Here is a 19,799-nt window from a genome sequence, read left to right as displayed (position 1 = left end):
TTAATATGAAATTCCCACCTTACTCATCACATAATTATCGTTTAATAGTCAATAATAATTAGTATTATTGACTATTAAACGATATGTAAGGATGTGAAGATATATGGATTTTTTTCATGGACAAGAAACACTCACGTCAATCCAGTGGATTTTACGGGCAATAATTTCATTTCTCTTCTTACTATTCGCGACTAAAATAATGGGAGCACGATCTATTTCACAGTTGAGACTAATCGATTTCACCGTTGCTTTAATTCTCGGAAATATTATTGCTCATCCATTATCGGATGAAAAATTGGGGATGAAAGGATCCTTGATAACAACCACAGTGTTAATTGTCTTATACATCATTTTTATTTTCCTGAGTTTAAAATGGGACACATTCAGAAAATGGTTTGAACCTTCTCCTTATCCACTGATTAAAAACGGTGAAATAGTTTTTACGAATTTGGCAAAAGCAAGGATTACAATCGATCATTTATTGTCGGAACTGCGAAAAGAAAAAATTGATGATGTCCAAAACGTTGCTCTAGCACAATGGGAACCAGATGGAACCATTTCATTTTTCCTGTCACCTCAACTCCAAGCTTTGACTCGTGAAGACATGCAATTGATTAAAAAACCATATTCTTTTCAAAGTATAATCATTAAAGAAGGAAAAATCGATTTTCAGGAGTTACATCATTTAGGGAAGGACAATCATTGGCTGGAAAGTAAATTCACAATCTATAACGTGGAATTAAATGATGTTTTACTCGCTACACTTGATGATAGCGACGATATTAAAATTTATTTGTATGACTAATTCAGCATGTGGGGTAGTTTCGAAGGAATAGCAAAGTTGCAAATACAAACTTTACATGTACTTGAAAAAGTTAACCCAAATCAATGGTGACTGGCACCGTGATTCAGTTTTCCGATTCAGCCACCCTTTTTACTCGTTCTAGAAATTCAACAACAACTTTATCGTTGGAAAACAGTAAAAACAACTTCACAAACCATTTTAAAGGACGATTCGTCATAGTATATGTAAAAGAGGTTCTATGCGCACTGAGCCTAACCAATTCATAATACGCTGTAATTTCAAACATATTAGCAAGCGTGAAACCGGCTTTCATCTTTTTTTCATTTGGGAAATCTTGATATTGCAATGTTTCTACTTCGTACTCCATCACGCGCTTACCTTCTTTATATTTTTGTAAATACACACTTCCTACTTTTTCTTCTGTTATTGTTATTGGTTTGTTATCAACCACTTGCGGCATAATTTTTCTCATATTTTCTGTAGTTCCATCAAAAAACTTCCAGACCTGTTCAATTGGTGCATCAATCTCGATTTCTCTTGTCCATTTTTTCAATATAAAAACCACCTTCAAAGTTTTTCCGCCTACTAGTTAGTATCTAACTTTATCACACCAAATGACTAAACAATTATTTACTTCCGAAAAAAGGAAAACAGTAAAAGTGAACTCACCTCACTCATCTGCTTTCCTTGCTATCTGTCGGCCAGACTAAAGCACTTTACTTAAAAATGCTTTTGTCCGCTCATTTTTGGGATTATTAAATACTTGGTCAGGTATACCTTCTTCCACAATAACTCCTTGATCCATGAACAATAGGCGGTCGCCCATCTCTCTTGCAAATCCCATTTCATGCGTGACAACGACCATCGTCATCCCTTCAATAGCTAGCTGTTTCATGACATCCAGCACTTCCTTCACCATTTCCGGATCGAGTGCAGAAGTTGGTTCATCAAATAGCATAATTTTTGGTTGCATCGCTAATGCCCTTGCAATCGCAACCCGCTGCATCTGCCCACCGGATAATTGTTCAGGGTATGAATTCGCTTTATCAGCAAGCCCAACCTTTTTTAACAATTGATGAGCCAAAAGTTCTGCATCAGCAGGATTCATTTTACGGATTTTTCTTGGTGAAATTGTAATGTTATCGATTACCCTCATATGTGGAAATAAGTTAAATTGTTGAAAAACCATTCCCACGTCTTTTCGAATTTCATTGATATCCGTTTTTGGATCATTTACTTTTACGCCATCAATATAGACATTCCCAGCTGTGATGTCTTCCAATAAGTTTATACAACGTAAAAATGTACTTTTCCCAGAACCGCTTGGACCAATAACGCAAATGACTTCCTTTTCCTTCACTTCATAATCGATTCCCTTTAAAACATCTAACTGCCCAAATGATTTATAAAGGCCTTGAACTTTAATCACTCGATCACCTCCCTACTTAACGCCTACTCGAAAATATTTTCTTTCTTTGTGTGGGAACATAACTATTACTGAACCGATTTTCAACATACGTTATAATTTTTCCAAAGATATACGTTAGACATAGATATAGAATGGCTACCGTGATATAGGGTTCCCAAAATCTTGAATAAGCTCCCGCGACTACTTTCCCTGCATATAATAAATCATTTGCAGCGATAATCGTGACTAATGAAGAATCTTTGAGAAGTGCAATTAATTCATTACCAAGCGGTGGAACCATTCGCCTAAAAGCCTGTGGGAGTATAATATTTTTCAATGCAACATTTTGTGTCATCCCCAAAGACCTTGCTGCTTCCATCTGTCCTTTCTCAATCGACTGAATGCCCGCTCGGATAATTTCCGCATTGTATGCAGCACTATTTAAAACAAGAGCAAGTGCACCCGAAACAAAATAACCTAATGAGTGACCGAAAATCCCAGGAATAAGTGCTAAATGTATTAGTAGAATCTGTACGAGTAATGGTGTTCCGCGAAAGAAGTCTACATAGTATTTGGAAGGGTAATAAATCCACTTTTTCTTGGATAATTTCCCCATGCCTACGAATAGGCCTAATACAAAACCTCCCAAATAACCAACAATGGTAAGTGCTAAAGTAATTCCTATTCCACGAATGAACAATTCGCGATAGTTCCAAATCATATCCCATCTTATATCTAGGAAATCCAATTCAATCACTCCCATGTAATGACTTGCTGTATGCAAACCGTTTTAATAAAAACGATTACTCAACATCAAATCCTGTGATTTCCTTCAATTCCCCTGATTCTTTTATTTTCTTTATTCCTTCATTTAACATATCAAGTATTTCCGCATTCCCTTTTTTAACCATTAATCCATAATACTCTTTTTCGAAACTGTCATCTTCTATCGTTTTAACCTTTACGTTCGGATTATTTGCTTTGTAATCAATAATGACTGCATTGTCGCCTATGGATGCATCAGCATTTCCGTTGATCATTTCACTAATTGCTAGAGGCATAGACTCTGTTGCAACGATTTTAGAACTTGTATTCCCTAAAAGTTCCTTTGTCACGATATGACCCGTTGTATTGATTTGAACAGATACTCGTTTGTCTTTCAATTCCTCAAAGTTCGTGACTTTTGAATCTTCAGGAACTAGAATCAATTGATTCGCTATGAAATAGGGATCAGAGAAATCATACGATTCCTTCCGTTCATCCGTAATTGTGATTGAAGAAACTGCGAAGTCTACTTCCCCACCTTTTAATGCTGGAAAAAGAGGCTCCCAACCATAGTTTTTAAATTCAACTTCAAATCCCGCTGCTTCTGCAATCGCTTTCACAATATCAATATCGATACCTACGATATTACCTTTTTCATCCATGTACTCCATCGGCGCATACGTAGCATCTGTCCCGACTTTTAATACTCTTTTTTCGCTAGCTCCATGTGTCGATGTCCCAGAATCTTCCTCAGCTGTTCCGCAGGCAAATAATAGAATGCTTACACTTGCCAATAATAGTCCTAGAGTTAAAATGCGCAATTTTTTTGTCATTCTTTTTTCCCCCTTGTATTTTCGAGTTTTCGAACACAAACCGATAGAGTTATCCGAAAGTTCAGGATAGTAATTTTATTATATACGAGTCGTCTTTCCTATACAATAGGGAGATTGGAGATATGAAGTTGAATTATTCAGGTATTTCTATAGTATAAGAGTCATGGATAAGAAATATAGTTAACACTTCGTCCATCGTGCGTTAAATCGCTTCGTAACTCAACGCAAGCTAACCATATTTGTAGCACTGGTAATATGCAGTTCATGCATCGGTCTAGTCATAGTCACATAAAGCAATTTCCGATCGATATAGTGATTGCGGAATGGCTCGTTAAAAGAGGCAACAATGACCGCATCGAATTCTAGCCCTTTCGCCAAATGACTTGGAATGATGAGTAGACACTCATCGCTGATACCAGATTGTTCTCCGAGCAATTGGACTGGCATCCCGAACTTTTCCAGATGGCTATGAATCTTCTTCGCATCTTTCCGTGTTTTGCAGATAAGCGCTACTGATTGATGTCCGCGTTCAATAATCCCATCATAGATGCCCTTAATCCTGACACTATCAAACTCAGGCATATCGTAGAATTCAGGATCTCTCCCATGGCGTACGACAGGCTCTACAAGCGGCATTTCTTCATCCATCTGCGTAAGCACTTGATTGGCCAGATTCATTATTTCAATTGTTGTCCGATAGCTTTTTTGAAGTGTCGTATAAGTTGCTCGCGGAAATAATGTCTTAACAGGTTCCCATGATGTTAATGATCTATAACTATGGATTCCCTGGGCTAGATCTCCAACCATCGTAAACATATCTGTCTCAAGTCCATCTTGTAATGCGGCAAGCTGAAACTCGCTATAATCCTGTACTTCGTCAATGAAGACAACCCTCATCTTCCACTTATCCGCAACTCCTTTTAATAACGCATGCAAGTAATAAATAGCTGCTAAATCCTCAATTTCCCACGTTTCTTTTTCATGTGTTGTGAAAAAAGCCTCTCTCTCACTGTCGGACCACTCAGGCGCGAGCTCTGTTTGCAACTGCTTATTTGACAGCCAATCCCGATACAATTTTTTCACATTAAATTTTTTGAATCTACGCATGTAGGCGGAAGTAGTCGTTTTTCCTTCCTTTTCAATGATGGGAAGCCTTTCGTCACGCTCCTCCAGAATTCTTGTGAGCTTGGTTCTCCGTTTCTCTTCATCCCGAATTCCGTAAAGTGCTTTATCAAGTGCGGCATCGTATTTTGTTGTCAGCATATTCATAAGCTGCTTCCGTTTTCGCTTTACGTCACCATCGATGATGATCTTAATCCGCTCAATTCGTTTTTCTACTGGCATATATGAAAAATCTTTGAGAAAGAGCTGTCTCAAACGGGAGGCTTTCACGATTCGATACTTTTCAATGTAGACATCTTCAAACTGTTGAGCCATGTCGAGTTCCAATTTTTCTACATAACGTTGCATCATTCCCCTGTATTGAAGTGAACCCTTTAAGCGTGTCACAAATAGCAAACCCTTTTCTAAGGTTTCAGATTCAGTTAGCAGTTCTAGCTTTGCATCCGGATCTGTCAGCTTCAGTTTTAGCCCTGTCGCGTTCAGCACGTATTCCGTGTACGTAGTCTGACAGATACGTCCTACTCCTAGTTCTGGCAGTACGTCCGCGATATAATCCATGAATAACTTACTGGGTGCCAAAATCATCAATTTTTCAGACGGAAAGTTTTCACCCATTGTATAGAGGAAGTAGGAGATTCGATGGAGAGCGATTGTGGTCTTTCCACTTCCGGCTGCCCCTTGTACAATTATGGGCTGTTTCAAATTTGCTCGAATGATGGCGTTTTGTTCACTCTGAATCGTCGATACAATTTCAGTTAGTCGTGTATCAGCTTTTCCCGCAAGTGCCTCCTGTAAAAGTTCGTCATTCGTTGTCAGATCCACATCACGGATATCAAGCAACTCGCCCTTTTCAATTCGGTATTGCCGTTTAGAATAAAGGTGTCCTTCGAATTCTTCATCTCTTACTTTATAAGAAAGAGCACCGAGTCTACCATCATAATAAACATTTGCCACAGGCGACCGCCAATCAACAATGATGGGCTCCTGCGTTTCACGGTGGAACAAAGAAGTCTTGCCGATATAAAGCATTTCATCTGCTTCATCTTCCTTTTGAAAATGAATGCGGGCAAAATAGGGCTTTTGCTGAATCGCTTCAAGCCCTTCTCTTTGGGATCGGGCCATTTCAAAAAATCTAGCGTTTGTTAAAATGTTGATGTAGCTTAAACTTGAGTCTAAATAATCCAAGTCTGCCATGGACTGTCGTATCTGCTCTTGAGAAGATTTCACATCACGAATTGATTCTTCCAGAAGTTTTTGCATATATTGTTTTGTGTAATCTAAACGTTCCGATTCAAATTCGAAATCAGGATGTTTCTGCATCATAACAGGCCCTCCATTTTACGTATTTGCGTTCTATTTTTGTCATTTCGTTTCATTTCGTTTGACAGTTTTTTGCGGAAATTGGATAGTATTGTATTTTATCATTGTTACCAACCCAGTGCAATCCACTTTTGCGCAGTACTAAAGCATTCAAAACTGGAAATGAATCATTAAATCTATTCTCCTACATGAAAGAAAAGCCGTTCATCACTAAATGATGAACGGCTTTTCTGCTTCTATGTTTTTTTAGTTTTCTGCAAATATAAAGTTACTGCCCATTAGTTGCTTACATTGTTTCTTCACTTCACTCACCGTTTTTGCCAAATCATATGTAGTTTGAAAATGATGATTCATTATACCGGCGATTGAAATTGTCAACAATGGAAACAACTCATCTTTTCCATGTCTATTTTTTGATGCAATCCATCCATTTTCAACGTCTTTTTTATTATAGAACTGTTTAACGGATGCTTCGAACTGGTCTATAATTTGCTCGCAATACATCACACTATTTTCTGAGGATACAACGACGATGAAGTCGTCTCCACCAATATGTCCTACAAATTCAGTCGGTAACACAATTCCCCTTAAAATATCGGCAAGTTTCATAAGCACTTTATCACCGTTTTCAAAACCATAAACATCGTTGAATGGTTTAAAATTATCTAGATCTAAATAAAGGATACCATAACCATCTGTTGTTTCAATACAGTGCTGCAACTGTTGCTCGATTAATAAATTCCCCGGTAATTCGGTAAGCGGGTTCATATGTTTCGCAAAGTTAACTTCAATTTCCATCGTTTTCTCTAACAATTCTTTCACAGTTACAATTCCATAATACTGTCCGTTCTTCGTTACAGTAATAAAGTCATATAGGCGTTTTGGATCTCTCTTCATCGCAAGCTCTGAAACCTTGTGAAGGGGTGTATTGACATCCACTTGTAAAAAGTCATGATCCATTATTTCTGTTATTGCCTTATTGCTAAACAAACTATATCCATAAGGACCACTAATTTTAAAATGTAACTGATTTCGTGTAATGACACCCACCAACCTATTTCGATTAACGATGCAATAGCCCGGTAGAGTATGGTCTAGTTCCATTAATGATTTGACTTCATCGATTAACATCGTTTCGTCAAGCGTTACTAAGGGCGTCGCTATTTTTTTCACGAATGTATCCGTTATTCGATTCCTAGATTTACTTTGTTTACGCTTGTTTTCATCTACAATCAATGTAATTACCTCTTCCCTTATCGGTAATAGGTTGGATTTTGGCTTCTGGATAAAGTAGCCTTGACCAAAATGAATGCCTAATTCAATAAGCTTAGACAATTCTTCCGTTGTTTCAATTCCTTCAGCAATGATACTTATCTGGGAAATTGACGCAAATTCACATAAACTTTTCACAAGCGACTGTTTTGTTATATCACTATTTATATTGCGGATTAAATGCATATCCAACTTCATAAAGTGAGGGTGAATATCTGTTAATATATTCAAGCCGGAATAGCCAGATCCAACATCATCAATTGCAATTTGATAAAACTGCTCTTTATAGTGATTGATTGTATCTTTAAAGTGGGACAGTCTGGAAATAGCTTCTCTTTCCGTTATTTCAAAAACAATTCTTCCCGAATCCATATTAAATTTACTTAAATATTCTCTAGTAAATCCATGCCTGAATTTTGGATCACTCATAATATTTGGGTTTACGTTTAAAAATAACTTGCCTTCTGATTGAAGTTTGTGAGCAGATTCCAATGCTTTTGAACGACATAAGTGTTCCAGATTCCAAAGTTGCCCCTGCTCCATTGCATAAGTAAAAAGTTTTTCAGGGTTTTGTAATGACGTATTGACTGGCCCTCGACTTAAAGCCTCATACCCCAGTACCTCACCATCTTCTAAAGAAATAATCGGTTGGAAGACCGTTTGAATGTCTTTGTTACGAATGATGCTGAAAAGTAACTCTTGCAAATGATTTTCTTTTAACATGATCAATAGTACTCTCCCCATTCAATAGGTCATTATAATTAGTATATATACTATTCATTAATCCTTTATCACAGGAAGGTAATTTTTACGTAAAGAATTTGTAAACTGATAAGTGACTTTCAATTTTAAATAGAATTACATAATAGTGCTCGTTGTGTAGGTTTATTGTCCATTGATTTTGTTTAAAAGTTCATATGCTAATAAGAATGAAGAAAGGAGGTTATTATATGGATAAGCATTATTATCCGGACTGCCATTGTCAAAAAGCAAGTCATCACCATGATTACGACCTTGATTACAAAAATCGTTCGTGTTCGCGATGTTGTTCGCATAAATGTAGTCCACTTCAAGGCTGTCATGAAAGATGTTCCTGCCACTGTCACCGTAGCCGTTGCAGTTGCCGTAAAGACTTATGCGATACTGATTTTTCAATTCGACTAAGCGGGTTACAAGACGGGTTAAACTTCCGCCTGCGTCAGCTACTATGGTGCGAAGCTGAGTTCGAGTTAGAAGCCGGAAATACAGTCAGAGGGACGATTGTCTCCGTAGGTTCCAATTTTGTTGAAGTACTTGTAGAAGAAACCTTTCCGTTAGAAAGCCCCGACCATGTTGAAGGGGAAATAGATGAGGCTTTCGAGGAAGACTTGGACAAAGAGTCAACAGAGAAAAAACCTGAAGAAGAAAACGAACTTGATGAGGAGTATGAAGAAAGGAAACATGAAAAAGGTAAGTCATGGATCTTTTCCGTTGATAAGATAGCAAATATTAAAGTGACTGGTTCTTGCCATCGTCAATGCACATGCTGTTAAATTTCTCAATATAAATAGCATGTCAGCCTAAATGAAGCGACACTTCATTTAGGCTGACTTTTTTATTTTATCGATTAATTGTAATGAGTGAAATCTTATCTATCGGGATGATATTTATTTCATCCTCCACTTTTAAAACAATCGTTTCTTTATTCACGTCTGTTAGAAGCCCTTCCACTGTTGAACCGTCAACTTTCACTTGAATTCGTTTAGCTTCTACTATAAGCAAATAAATATCTAACTGAATTCTGAAGAATAAGTGAATTAATTCTGGTGATGACGAAACGACCTCACCAAAGTTAAATGTTAAATTCCGACGTAAACAAGGATCTATCTCGGTTAATTTTGGATCAGGATAAGGCTCTGCATATCGGCCAGAAGGCTTTATCGTTTCAATTTGACTATAAGGCAAAATTGAAACAATTCCCTCTTCCTGTAGGACGACAAAAGTAAATCCAGCTAAGGTTACTATTCCTTCAATCGTCTCACTTAGTTGATTTGTAATTTCAACTCGTAAACCGATTAATCCGTCAAATACTTTTTGAAATGTTTCTTCTGGCGACCGCTCATCTGCTAATGCAAGATCCAGTAGCAGTTCATTTGCATCTCTAATTTTTTCAATAACTCTTTCTAAAACTTCTGTCGGCAGACAGTCCACGGGGGAAGGGAGTCGCGGAGAAGGAAATCGTTCTGGACAACATCGCTCTGGAATATAAAAATCATTTTTTTGTTCTTGTTCCATTTTCTCACCTCCTTTCTTAAGTCATTTATGTAGAAAAAAGAGAAGAATACTCTCTTCTCTTCTTTATTGCTCTAACGGTGGTAAGTGTTCATTTGGCTCACTGTGCACCCTCATAATCCCCCACATGCCTTGCTCGATGTCCCATTGAATATTTCCAGAACGGTACATATAATCTCCTGGGGAATTCCCGTAAGCACCAGCCCCGCCCAACAGCTCCATGTTCCGTGTAGCCCCAGCTACGTTAAATCCAACAAATGATTCTGTTCGAGTATTAATATCCTTGGTATCAAAACGCCAGCGATGACCATGAAGATGGAACGTGTGTGACCTTCGTCTTTCTGCTGGCGTGACCAACCGAATTGTTACTGGATCCCCTGCATAACTTTCAAACAGCGGAGTAGCTGGATCACCGAACACATGTGAACTAAATAAATCGTGCAACACCGGATGTTTTTGATAACGATTAATTAATCGTTCGCTTCGATAATTAAAGCCCCTCGATCCTTGATCATACGTATCAACTACTTCTTCTTCAGCATCTATCGGTGGCAAGAGAATTCCAGCAATTGGGTCGAGAATAACCCGATCGTTTTTATCAAGCAGTCTTACTCCATCATGCATGATGATGACAAATTCCCTTATATCCGGTAAAAATGGGTTGCGTAAAATGACATTCGCTCCAGTGCGAACCGGCTTTAGTGTATATGGATCCAAATATTCCGTTCCCCTCGGTTCTGCAATAAACGCCCCGAAGGCACCGTGAGATTTATGGTTACGGATATCTGCCATATCCCACATGCCACATGCCCCCACTTGATCTACCCACCAGCGATACGTCCTTTTCTCTCCCGGTCCAACGGTTTGGTCGCCATTGAACCCAACAGTTTCGCCTGCCGAGGTTTTCACATCATACTGAATCAATTGAGGATGCAGCGAGATACGTAAAGACGGTGGATAAAAGGCTTGCTCTTTCACCTCTGGATAAGGATATATGCCATCTTTGAAGGGAAATAAATCGAGCTTCAATTGACTTGTCAACGTCACTTCTACTGTATCTCCAACATTGGCCCGAATGATTAACGGCTCTAGCCTTTTTGTTCCTTTTAAAATAGCATCCTTATCTTCCTTGAGTGCAAAGATGATTCCATTCGGATCGTGATCACCGAAATCGTTGTAAATAATCGGGAGTTGAAAAGCCACAATATCAAAATACCGAATTGGCCCATTTTCGACAGGAACTAATGTGGGGTCTTCTGCTTGCGGCGGATTTGTTCCAGTACATTCAGGCAGCGGTTTTGTTCGCTTTAATGGCTCTGGTCGGTCCGTTAAAGGAATTAAATCCGGCACCTTTTCGTCAAATGCCCGAATTAGCCCCCAAAGTCCGTTCCATAAATCTTCTTCGGTCTCGAACGCCCACAAATAATCTCCAGCTCGTGGAATAAACGTTTCCATCGTAAACGATTCTGAAATACCGATATGCTGTTGCTCATCCATATTAGAATTCAGACTGCCGCGCTCCCTCATCCACCTTAATCCATGGACATTAAAGCTATGGGATTCTTCTTGAGCTCCTTGAAGGAGACGAAAGCGTATCGAATCCCCTTCATAAGCCTTCAAAATTGGGGTAATCGGATCACCATTCACATAGGAACTGAACGTAAAAGCAGGGTCGCAATCCGGACCTAAACGAAATTGCAGTGGTTCGTTTTTATAATTTACACCGAATAATCCAGGGTCATCTTCAGAACCTGGAAACTTTGGCGGTTGGAGCGGTTTTCCATTTTTATCAAACAACAAGGCAAAATCCTGAACAAATAACACAAAGTCACGGTAATCAGGAATTAATGGATTAGTCGCAGTAACTTGTGTGCCATGAACGACTTCCTCTCCTGATGTTGAGTCGAGAAATTTCGTAAAGCGAGGATGAATAACACCCGATCCAAATACACCATGCTGTTGATGAGCATTTGGATATAAATGATCATGGAAGAACCATGCTTTTAATTCGGAATCTGCATAATAGGAGTACTGTATTGTTTCACCCGGCAAAACGGAGGAATCATAATTCCATCCGACATTCGCTCCGTCATTCACAAGAACATCAAATTTGACAAAGTGGATATGACAGCCAGTTTCGTACGTTCTTGTGACAAGTTGGAATGCATCACCATCGAGAATATGAGGCAAACGATTCGTGAAATTAATTTTAATGCAAGTATGTTCTGGAGAATGGATTACGAGGGGCTCCGGTTCTTTTTTACCTGAACAAACATCTTCTAAATCTTTATCGAGAACATATATCCGTCCTTTTGGATCATGCCAACCGTGTTTGTTGTACGTGATTGGTAACTCGATTAACGAGAAGCTAAATTCATTCACCGGTGCCTCTTCAGGACAAGGATCAACAAATACCGCCCCAGGTCTCGGCTTTTCAATCGCCGCATGACGCTCCAGTTCAGTCAATCCTCGCCCGCCTTTTATACCTAGTGGTGGCCGCGGCGCTTTGTGTCCAACTTTACCAGGAATGAAATTCGGGAATCCAGGTTTTAATTTTGTCGGCTTTGGCGGTGCTTTTCGGTCCGGCAATGGCTGTAGCGATTTAATGGGAACACCATTAGGATAACACTGGCTTCCATCTTGAAGCGTATTAAAAACCCGGTTCATTCCCCACATTCCAACCGCAAAATGTGGATATAGATGGCAGTGAATAATAGCATCACCAAAAGAACCTTGCAAACTACCTAAACCATATAGCGGTTCAACCGTGTAATGAGACTGTGGACTGGTCGCTTGCGCATCAAAAATTTCAGATTCGAGGTCTTGCGGATCGCTTAACCATTGATGAACATGATAATGAAAGACATGTGTTTCTTTTGTACCGCCGTGCATGACTCGTATTTTGGCAGGGTCTCCTACATATCCCCGCAAAATCGGTGTGGATGGATCGCCAAATACCCATGAATCATGGTGAACTTCTTCTCCTTCAGTATTTGGACCAACGACCCCTTCTGCGATAAGCTGTTGGCGCCTGTTTATCGGTTCGAACCGGTAATTAGCACCGTGAAATGATTCCTCATCCTGATTCGTTAAATGATTGATGGGACGATTCCCGGTTAAATCATCCACTTCCATTTCATCATGAAAAATCCAAGCATATTCCCGGAAGGAAGGTAAAATCGGATGATGAACATCAGCATACACGCCACTATTCATCAGCTTCCCAGTCTCAGGATCCGTCCACCAGGAAAAACGTTTCTCGACAAACAACGCTCCAAACAGACCGTTTGAATTGGAACCATTCTCACTGCTGGACGGATTACCTAAATCAGAAAAGTAATATGTTCCTTCTTTCACAACATTTATTCGATACAAAATCGAATCGAAAGGAGCTACTGTACTGTCTTTGTTTAGTCCAACATTCGCTCCGTCAGCTTGGTCCACTTCATACTCTGCTTGCTGAAAATGCATACCTATGTTAAATGATAGTTTATTTTCAAGTAAAATTTCCACTGTTTCTCCTTCATTCGCCCGGATCACAAGAGGCTGAACAACATCAACTGGAGTGAATAGATTTTTTTTGACTAACTCCTTTACTTTCTGTTCATTTTCTTTTAACACATACATCATTCCATTTGGATTATGATCGCCAAATGTATTCAAGACGATTCGAATCGGAATGGCTACTACATGGTACTTTCTTATCATAATGACACCTCTTTTCTAACTAATCTTTTAAATTAGGAATTTTTGCTCCAGTCCCCGTTTCAATATAGAACACATCAATTGAATCGATATGCACGTACCATTCTTTTTTTTCTAAAGCTGGTACTGATGTCGTTTGCACATCTAATACGACGATATCTCCAAGTATTTCTTTTATTTTCCCTATAAACATAAATGGAAATGATTCAGTCAATATAAAAACTCTTCTCCCAATATTTTTACTAAAATGATTGACTAGAGCTACCTCTCTTGTCGCATTAACTGTTGTGGCATTAACTGTTCTAGCTTCATTCTGGTTAATCATTCGATCATCGCTCCTCTATTATGCTAATGGGAATACCAAGTCACTAGGCACTTCAACTGAATAAGAGACAATTTGCTCAAGCGGAATACTTAGTGGAAACGGGAATTTATAAAATGGAGCATTTACCATTTTAATGATGACGGGCGACAGCGTTATATGCCCTTGATGGACTTCGAAGATTGTTCCAGCGAAAACGGGTCGAAATACTTGCCCCAATAAGTTAAGCTGCACTGCCTCTGTGATAACAAGCACTTCTTCCCCCATCCACTTTTTCAATTCCAAAAATAACTTATCTTCAGTTTGTTCCAATCATAATGCCTCCCATTTTCAAAATTTATTACTATTCATTTGATCGTTTATTTAAAAATAGACTTTAACACCTTTTTCCATATAGGAAACATTCCAATCGTAGACACATATCGAATATCGCTTAATTTGATAACTATCTCTGTCTTAAACAATTGAAGGAATAGCTCTTTTTTCGTCGTCTTTGTTAGTTTTCCAAAAAATGCTTTATCAGCCATTTTCACTTCTACCCACATTCCTCCCCATGAGTGGAGATTTGTGCGTAAAGATTCTTCAAAAAACTGTTTAATTAGCGCTTCCCTTTTAGCCACTGTCTCGCCGAATTGGAGCACGAGCTTTTGCTGCAACTGGTTATCATATATAAAGTGTTGATGGGTGTTTGAATAGGTAGGGAAACCGAAGGGTATGTTTGCGGATTCGATTGCAGTATATGGGATCCAAATTCTTTTTTGAAGGTTAGTTAGCATTACGAAGTCTCTTCCGATTGTTGCGACTTTTCCGTCTGTCGTCACAATTACATCTTTTTCGATAACAGAAGATACTACCACTTGTTGATTTCGTTTCATTTTAAAAAACTGTTTCAACATAAGAGGCTTCCTGCGTGTTTCATCCCGATTAACTACGTTAAATAAATTTTTCTGACTATTGTATTCTGTAAGAATTCTCGTTTCTTCTAAGGAAACTGCACTTGTTGGAGACGAAAAAGATGGAGGACTCTTCGATTGTTCCTCTGTCTTCTTTTCCGTTTCCAAAATTTCAAGATCTTCTTGCACCGTGTTTACCTCCAAACTACTCCTTTTTCATAATGAATGAATAACGAATGAATGAATGAATAATGAAAAATTAAAAATCGGAATATTTCACCTCCTTCAAGAGAATGCATCTGCAGATTATTTTAATAGCTTCTGCAAATGATCTGCAATTTCTTCGATATTCACTCGTTTATTACCTATTGCCATATCGTGATAAGCTCTAACTCGATCATTTGTATCCACTACATACATAGACGTTGAATGAGTTACAAATCCCCCCTCACCTTTTTCATAGAAAAAATTGAAGTATTGAGTAAATTTCTTTGTTTCTACTTCCGAACCTCTTAAAAATAACCAATTGGGGCTATCAATTTCAAAATTTTCCTTATACTGTACTATCCTCTCTTCCGTATCGTATTCAGGATCTAACGTGACTGCTAGGATAAGATACTTATTTTCTGAAATACCTTTTTCCTTCATTAATTGCTGCAAATCTTTTAAGTCCCACATTGTAGTAGGACAAATGTCTGGACAGTTTGTAAAGAAGAAAGTAATTAGCTTCGGTTTTGTTTGAATGGACACATCTTTTCCACTCACTTCAGTCAGTGTCCATTCCTCTACAGTGCCAATTTTCGGCAAATCGATTGATTTTGGCCATAAGAAATAGAATGCAGTGAATCCGATAACTAATAAGAGTACACCTATAAATACTTTCACTAGAATTCTCCCCTCGGTCTCTTCATTTAAGGAAGTCATATTACACCTTTAATGAGTAGCGGATGAAATGACTTACGAGCGCATGAAGACAAGCAGTGAAAATAGCAAGACTATACATGTTTGTTGCAATCACTGCTTCAGACTCGATTGGGATGTTGCACAGAGCTGGATTTTGAAGAACAGCACCGAGCATCATTCCCATAATCCCTCCCATTGCGCCGTTATAAATACCGTTTAGAGCAGCCGGGGCTTTTATGGTTGAACCGAATTTCCAACCGATAAATAATCCAACTACTATAGGAAGGAGATAAAAAGCCTTTAGATCTGCTGGAAGCAACAGTTTAAGGTAAAGTGCCAAGACAAATGAAGATATCATGGTGATGGCCATACACATCGTCTGCGTAAAACGATCATCAAATAATAAATGTTTCTTTTTAAAAATCCTATATACAGAACTTACTTCAAATATGCTCCAGATAAACAATAGGAAGATGAGTAGCAAGGCTGACATCACGACCTTTTAATTGAAATAAAAATAGTGAATAAACTTAAAACCAAAAATCCATGAATGAACCAGATAAACAACGATGGCATTTCTATAACTGTTCCGATCATCGGTGACATCAACCCAATGATTATTCCATTCGTTAAACCCGTCACGAACGTTTGATAATCGAATAACAGACCAAACAATGCTCCAGTTAGTAATCCTGCCAGTGTGGAGATAACGGTAACTAAGGTGAAATGAAAGGGATATTGGAGTATCAGTAGTACACCAGACAGTAAAGCAATCATGCCCCCCATAACAATGCTAATATTCATCCCTAATTGAAACCCGATAAGCTTCTTGATTCTACGTAAATACAAATAAAAACCAAGAAATATGCATATATCCACATACATAAAAACCAAGATTGCAGTTTCAGACATGGCCCCACCTCTACATAAGTAATGCTATAGGAGGTGCAAACGAAACTTGTCTTAGTGGATAACGCATAGTAACCCTATCAATTTACATCCCCTCTACATAGACTATGTTGTGAAGGAATTAATTAAATAATTTCTAAACACTTCGTTAATTTAGAGGAGGAGTTTTATGGAAGTCGGACCAATTAATGCATTTGATGGTTTCCCCGTTTGGTATAAAGATGAGAATGGTTTACGCCTTCAACTAAACTTTGACCCTACTGACCCTTTCTCTGGCATTACATTTGCTGATTTACCTAATCCAACACAACCCGTTTCTTTTCCTGACAATTATCCGGGTGAAGCTTTTTATCATCAAGTCGAAGCTGAGATGACTACGGGTACGGGTGAAAGAGCGAGGCTCGTTTTAGCATTAGAAGCTGCATTTGTGAATGAAGTGCCAAGGGTCGATGAACAAGTTGTATTTGGTAGAGTTCGTATTCGTATTTTCGGATTACAGCCAAATGCAGAATATACCGTCACTCACCCGTACGGAGTCGATACATTCATCGCGGAATCTGATGATGGAACTGGCGAAATTAATTTCACAGAAGATATTGGTGGATTTAATGGTGGAGATTTTGAACTTGCACTGAACAGCCGTGTATTTCCATTTTTGCAATGGGATCCGAACATTGCACCTGCAGCACCTGAAGGTTATATTGGCGATCTAAATGTTCCACACGAAATAGTAGGTAGCTTGTTTGTGGATCAATTTGGGCAACCTCAAAACTTCTTTAGGATTGAAGGCCCTGGAATTGGTATAGGTTCACCGGATCGTTCAACAACACCAGGGATCACACCTGATAATTGTATTGAAACCAGATTATTTACAGTCGTTGGTAAAATTTCAACAATCTCTGGTGTTGACGTTTTGAGAGCCACTTACACACAAACCGTAAGTACAGACGGATTAATAGATGTTTTTGCTACATCAGATGATACTTCTCAAATTATTGAAGTGACTGGTAACGGTATTAATCCAACGCAATTACAAGGCAATGATGGACACTATTTTGCACGTGTTGGATATTCTGGAGAAACGCCTCCCGCTTCGATTACTGTCACTAATCTAAGTGATAATCCAAACAGTATAAAAGAAGTAGTACCTGTAGATTTTATTACTGCGACCGCTAATTTTGATACGGATTCGCAAAATCTTTCGATTACAGCTTCATCAAGCGATTCTGTTCGGACGCCTATCCTAGTTGTCTCGGATTTTGGATTGGGAGAACTAACTATTCCTTCAGAAGGAATTCTTAATACGAATCTAACGTTTACACCTCCTCATGTAATTATTACGTCTTCTGCTGGAGGCGAAAGAACGATACCCGTATCAGTAACAGGATTACCGAATGGTCCGATACCCGTAACAGCCCATGCTGGTGATGACCAAACAGTCCTATTCGGTTCACCAGTTACACTTAATGGTCTCAATTCAACTGGTATCATTACTACATTTAGTTGGACTCAACTATTAGGGACCGAAATTACGCTAGAAGGCGCGGATACGGCAACACCAACCTTTACAGCGCCAAGTTCTGAAACAACACTACTATTTGAATTAACCGTCGATGGAGAAGGAGGACCTTCCATTGATACTGTAGTCGTCAACATTATCGAATTTGCCTCAATACCGATTGCCAATGCAGGACCCAACCAAAGTGTCCAACAGGGAGAAGTTGTTACGTTGTCTGGGAGTGCAACTGGTACTGTTACAAACTATCAATGGGAACAAATCTCAGGCCCTACTGTTCAGTTAACAAATGCAAATACGGCAACAGCAACATTTCAATTTCCCAATCAAACAGCTCCACTTTCTTTTCGACTAACAGTTAACGGACCCGGTGGCACTTCATTTGACGAAATCCAAGTGACGACTGTCCCCTTGATTCTTTCAATAACTCGTGCTGAGTATCGAACAGACGATGCGGAATGGCGAATTAGTGGAAATTCGGATGTGATTGGAATTGGTGCTACTATTTCTATCTATATTGGCAATTCGTTGAGTGGTCTCCTTCTTTCTCAAGTAGCGGTTGATGCACTGGGAGAATGGGCATATCGAATAGAAGATTCTATTGTGCAACCCGACGAAACGAGATCAGTTTCTATTCAATCCAGCTCAAGTGCAACACTCATAAATGTTCCACTCGATATTAGAAGGTAATAGTGATGAAGGTAAAGGGAGGTTAATAAATGGAAAACTGTAAAAACTGCGGAGGGGGCCAGCCCTGTAAGTGTCAACGTGGCCCTAGAGGCCCGAGGGGTTATCAAGGCTTTACTGGATTAGATGGTGAAAAAGGAGAAAAAGGCGAAACAGGAAAACAAGGCGTCAAAGGGGATCGAGGTCCCCGGGGCTATGAAGGACCACCTGGATTAGTTGGAGAACGAGGGGAAAAAGGAGAGCAAGGCGAAAAAGGTCATAAAGGTGATCAAGGTCCCCGGGGCTATGAAGGACTGCCTGGATTAGTTGGAGAACGAGGAGAAAAAGGAGAACAAGGCCCCCAAGGGATTCAAGGAGATAAAGGTGATACAGGACCTGCAGGACCAATTAATGTTGCTTATGGCTTCGCCTATACGGAATTGGAAAGTTCTGTAAATGGCAATGTGAAATTTAGTATTGCTACGCCGCTGCAGGATGTTGAAAAATCCCACGAAGGCTTAGTGATAGGTATAGACGGAATTTATCAAATCAGTTATAAAGTATTATTGGTATCAAAAACGATTACATGTGTTCCTTCAAAGTTTCATATAGAAATCAATGATAAAATTAAGGTATCATCATCAATGACTGAATCCACTACCGCTAATACACTCACTTCCAGTTTCTTGCTTTCGTTACAAGAAGGAGATCTTGTAAAACTTGTTGCTGACTTACAAGAAAACTTTAGCTATAAGCTGGCGACATTACAACTAGTTCGTGTGGGATAAACTTTTTAGATAGTAGTTTTCAAATATGGATTAAGTAAAGTAAACAGGTCTGTTGATTGACCATTTACTAGCATAAATTGCTGGAGAGTAGGGCTTAAAAACCACCATTTCCACTGGATTATTTTCGGCCCGCTTTCGGCTAATTAATCACGACAGTTTTATCGAGGGGCAGGTGTGGCTAGAAGTGACTTCGTCACTTCTAGCCACACTCTTTTCGGTTATCCTGTTGTGAATAATTGCCTGCCGCGATCCTACAATATTTAAGTGAAAAATGCAGTTTCTTTATAGAAAAGAATAGATT

General features: G+C 38.9%; 18 protein-coding genes. 4 read left to right on the top strand and 14 right to left on the bottom strand.

Annotated features, from left to right (window positions below):
• Nucleotides 1–103 precede the first annotated feature (103 nt).
• Nucleotides 104–805, top strand: a complete 702-nt coding sequence (locus AC25Y5_RS00515) for a DUF421 domain-containing protein (protein WP_488138614.1) — start codon at nucleotides 104–106, stop codon at nucleotides 803–805.
• Nucleotides 806–908: 103 nt separating this feature from the next.
• Here AC25Y5_RS00515 and AC25Y5_RS00510 read toward each other — a convergent pair whose 3' ends face one another.
• From AC25Y5_RS00510 to AC25Y5_RS00485, 6 genes are all read right to left on the bottom strand, one after another.
• Nucleotides 909–1,358, bottom strand: a complete 450-nt coding sequence (locus tag AC25Y5_RS00510; protein ID WP_488138613.1) for an SRPBCC family protein — start codon at nucleotides 1,356–1,358, stop codon at nucleotides 909–911.
• Nucleotides 1,359–1,511: 153 nt separating this feature from the next.
• Nucleotides 1,512–2,234: an amino acid ABC transporter ATP-binding protein gene (locus AC25Y5_RS00505; protein WP_482105615.1), complete on the bottom strand. Its 723-nt coding sequence runs from the start codon at nucleotides 2,232–2,234 to the stop codon at nucleotides 1,512–1,514.
• Nucleotides 2,235–2,250: 16 nt separating this feature from the next.
• Nucleotides 2,251–2,961, bottom strand: a complete 711-nt coding sequence (locus AC25Y5_RS00500; protein ID WP_488138612.1) for an amino acid ABC transporter permease — start codon at nucleotides 2,959–2,961, stop codon at nucleotides 2,251–2,253.
• Nucleotides 2,962–3,016: 55 nt separating this feature from the next.
• Complete coding sequence (locus tag AC25Y5_RS00495) at nucleotides 3,017–3,811, bottom strand: basic amino acid ABC transporter substrate-binding protein (RefSeq protein WP_488138611.1); 795 nt, start codon at nucleotides 3,809–3,811, stop codon at nucleotides 3,017–3,019.
• Nucleotides 3,812–4,030: 219 nt separating this feature from the next.
• Nucleotides 4,031–6,256 (bottom strand): RNA polymerase recycling motor HelD, encoded by a 2,226-nt coding sequence (helD, locus tag AC25Y5_RS00490; RefSeq protein ID WP_488138610.1) that lies wholly within the window; start codon nucleotides 6,254–6,256, stop codon nucleotides 4,031–4,033.
• 243 nt (nucleotides 6,257–6,499) lie between these two features.
• Nucleotides 6,500–8,248: an EAL domain-containing protein gene (locus tag AC25Y5_RS00485; RefSeq protein WP_488138907.1), complete on the bottom strand. Its 1,749-nt coding sequence runs from the start codon at nucleotides 8,246–8,248 to the stop codon at nucleotides 6,500–6,502.
• A gap of 227 nt (nucleotides 8,249–8,475) precedes the next feature.
• On the opposite strand from AC25Y5_RS00485, the gene AC25Y5_RS00480 reads away from it, so the two are divergent.
• Entirely contained in the window at nucleotides 8,476–9,057 is a 582-nt protein-coding gene (locus AC25Y5_RS00480; protein WP_488138609.1) for a hypothetical protein, read from the top strand.
• Nucleotides 9,058–9,124: 67 nt separating this feature from the next.
• On the opposite strand, the gene AC25Y5_RS00475 is transcribed toward AC25Y5_RS00480, so the two are convergent.
• From AC25Y5_RS00475 to AC25Y5_RS00440, 8 genes are all read right to left on the bottom strand, one after another.
• Nucleotides 9,125–9,799, bottom strand: a complete 675-nt coding sequence (locus AC25Y5_RS00475; RefSeq protein WP_488138608.1) for a hypothetical protein — start codon at nucleotides 9,797–9,799, stop codon at nucleotides 9,125–9,127.
• Between the two features lie 63 nt (nucleotides 9,800–9,862).
• Nucleotides 9,863–13,504 (bottom strand): multicopper oxidase domain-containing protein, encoded by a 3,642-nt coding sequence (locus AC25Y5_RS00470; protein ID WP_488138607.1) that lies wholly within the window; start codon nucleotides 13,502–13,504, stop codon nucleotides 9,863–9,865.
• A gap of 19 nt (nucleotides 13,505–13,523) precedes the next feature.
• Nucleotides 13,524–13,826: a hypothetical protein gene (locus tag AC25Y5_RS00465; RefSeq protein WP_488138606.1), complete on the bottom strand. Its 303-nt coding sequence runs from the start codon at nucleotides 13,824–13,826 to the stop codon at nucleotides 13,524–13,526.
• An 18-nt stretch (nucleotides 13,827–13,844) separates the two neighbouring features.
• Nucleotides 13,845–14,135, bottom strand: coding sequence for a hypothetical protein (locus AC25Y5_RS00460; protein ID WP_488138605.1), 291 nt, complete (start codon nucleotides 14,133–14,135; stop codon nucleotides 13,845–13,847).
• 47 nt (nucleotides 14,136–14,182) lie between these two features.
• Nucleotides 14,183–14,905, bottom strand: a complete 723-nt coding sequence (locus AC25Y5_RS00455) for a hypothetical protein (protein WP_488138604.1) — start codon at nucleotides 14,903–14,905, stop codon at nucleotides 14,183–14,185.
• 117 nt (nucleotides 14,906–15,022) lie between these two features.
• Nucleotides 15,023–15,601, bottom strand: coding sequence for an SCO family protein (locus AC25Y5_RS00450; RefSeq protein WP_488138603.1), 579 nt, complete (start codon nucleotides 15,599–15,601; stop codon nucleotides 15,023–15,025).
• A 40-nt stretch (nucleotides 15,602–15,641) separates the two neighbouring features.
• Entirely contained in the window at nucleotides 15,642–16,112 is a 471-nt protein-coding gene (locus tag AC25Y5_RS00445) for a hypothetical protein (protein WP_488138602.1), read from the bottom strand.
• Nucleotides 16,112–16,531, bottom strand: a complete 420-nt coding sequence (locus AC25Y5_RS00440) for a hypothetical protein (RefSeq protein ID WP_488138601.1) — start codon at nucleotides 16,529–16,531, stop codon at nucleotides 16,112–16,114. Before AC25Y5_RS00440 ends, AC25Y5_RS00445 begins: the two co-directional genes overlap by 1 nt.
• 166 nt (nucleotides 16,532–16,697) lie before the next feature.
• Here AC25Y5_RS00440 and AC25Y5_RS00435 point away from each other — a divergent pair, with 166 nt between their 5' ends.
• Both AC25Y5_RS00435 and AC25Y5_RS00430 read left to right on the top strand, forming a co-directional pair.
• Complete coding sequence (locus AC25Y5_RS00435; RefSeq protein WP_488138600.1) at nucleotides 16,698–18,734, top strand: PKD domain-containing protein; 2,037 nt, start codon at nucleotides 16,698–16,700, stop codon at nucleotides 18,732–18,734.
• Between the two features lie 29 nt (nucleotides 18,735–18,763).
• Nucleotides 18,764–19,498, top strand: a complete 735-nt coding sequence (locus AC25Y5_RS00430) for a collagen-like protein (protein WP_488138599.1) — start codon at nucleotides 18,764–18,766, stop codon at nucleotides 19,496–19,498.
• Nucleotides 19,499–19,799: the final 301 nt, after the last annotated feature.

It is taken from the genome of Sporosarcina sp. Y1011, from assembly GCF_057669885.1.
The sequence above is the reverse complement of the archived record's forward strand: the minus strand, read 5'-3'. Positions and strand labels throughout refer to the sequence as shown.

Excerpts from the sequence above, each read along its gene's own strand:
- AC25Y5_RS00470 (WP_488138607.1), bottom strand. The coding sequence starts at position 13,504 with ATGATAAGAAAGTACCATGTAGTAGCCATTCCGATTCGAATCGTCTTG.
- AC25Y5_RS00485 (WP_488138907.1), bottom strand. The coding sequence starts at position 8,248 with ATGTTAAAAGAAAATCATTTGCAAGAGTTACTTTTCAGCATCATTCGT.
- helD (WP_488138610.1), bottom strand. The coding sequence starts at position 6,256 with ATGATGCAGAAACATCCTGATTTCGAATTTGAATCGGAACGTTTAGAT.
- AC25Y5_RS00435 (WP_488138600.1), top strand. The coding sequence starts at position 16,698 with ATGGAAGTCGGACCAATTAATGCATTTGATGGTTTCCCCGTTTGGTAT.
- AC25Y5_RS00430 (WP_488138599.1), top strand. The coding sequence starts at position 18,764 with ATGGAAAACTGTAAAAACTGCGGAGGGGGCCAGCCCTGTAAGTGTCAA.
- AC25Y5_RS00440 (WP_488138601.1), bottom strand. The coding sequence starts at position 16,531 with ATGTCTGAAACTGCAATCTTGGTTTTTATGTATGTGGATATATGCATA.
- AC25Y5_RS00465 (WP_488138606.1), bottom strand. The coding sequence starts at position 13,826 with ATGATTAACCAGAATGAAGCTAGAACAGTTAATGCCACAACAGTTAAT.
- AC25Y5_RS00495 (WP_488138611.1), bottom strand. The coding sequence starts at position 3,811 with ATGACAAAAAAATTGCGCATTTTAACTCTAGGACTATTATTGGCAAGT.
- AC25Y5_RS00475 (WP_488138608.1), bottom strand. The coding sequence starts at position 9,799 with ATGGAACAAGAACAAAAAAATGATTTTTATATTCCAGAGCGATGTTGT.
- AC25Y5_RS00515 (WP_488138614.1), top strand. The coding sequence starts at position 104 with ATGGATTTTTTTCATGGACAAGAAACACTCACGTCAATCCAGTGGATT.
- AC25Y5_RS00445 (WP_488138602.1), bottom strand. The coding sequence starts at position 16,112 with ATGTCAGCCTTGCTACTCATCTTCCTATTGTTTATCTGGAGCATATTT.
- AC25Y5_RS00480 (WP_488138609.1), top strand. The coding sequence starts at position 8,476 with ATGGATAAGCATTATTATCCGGACTGCCATTGTCAAAAAGCAAGTCAT.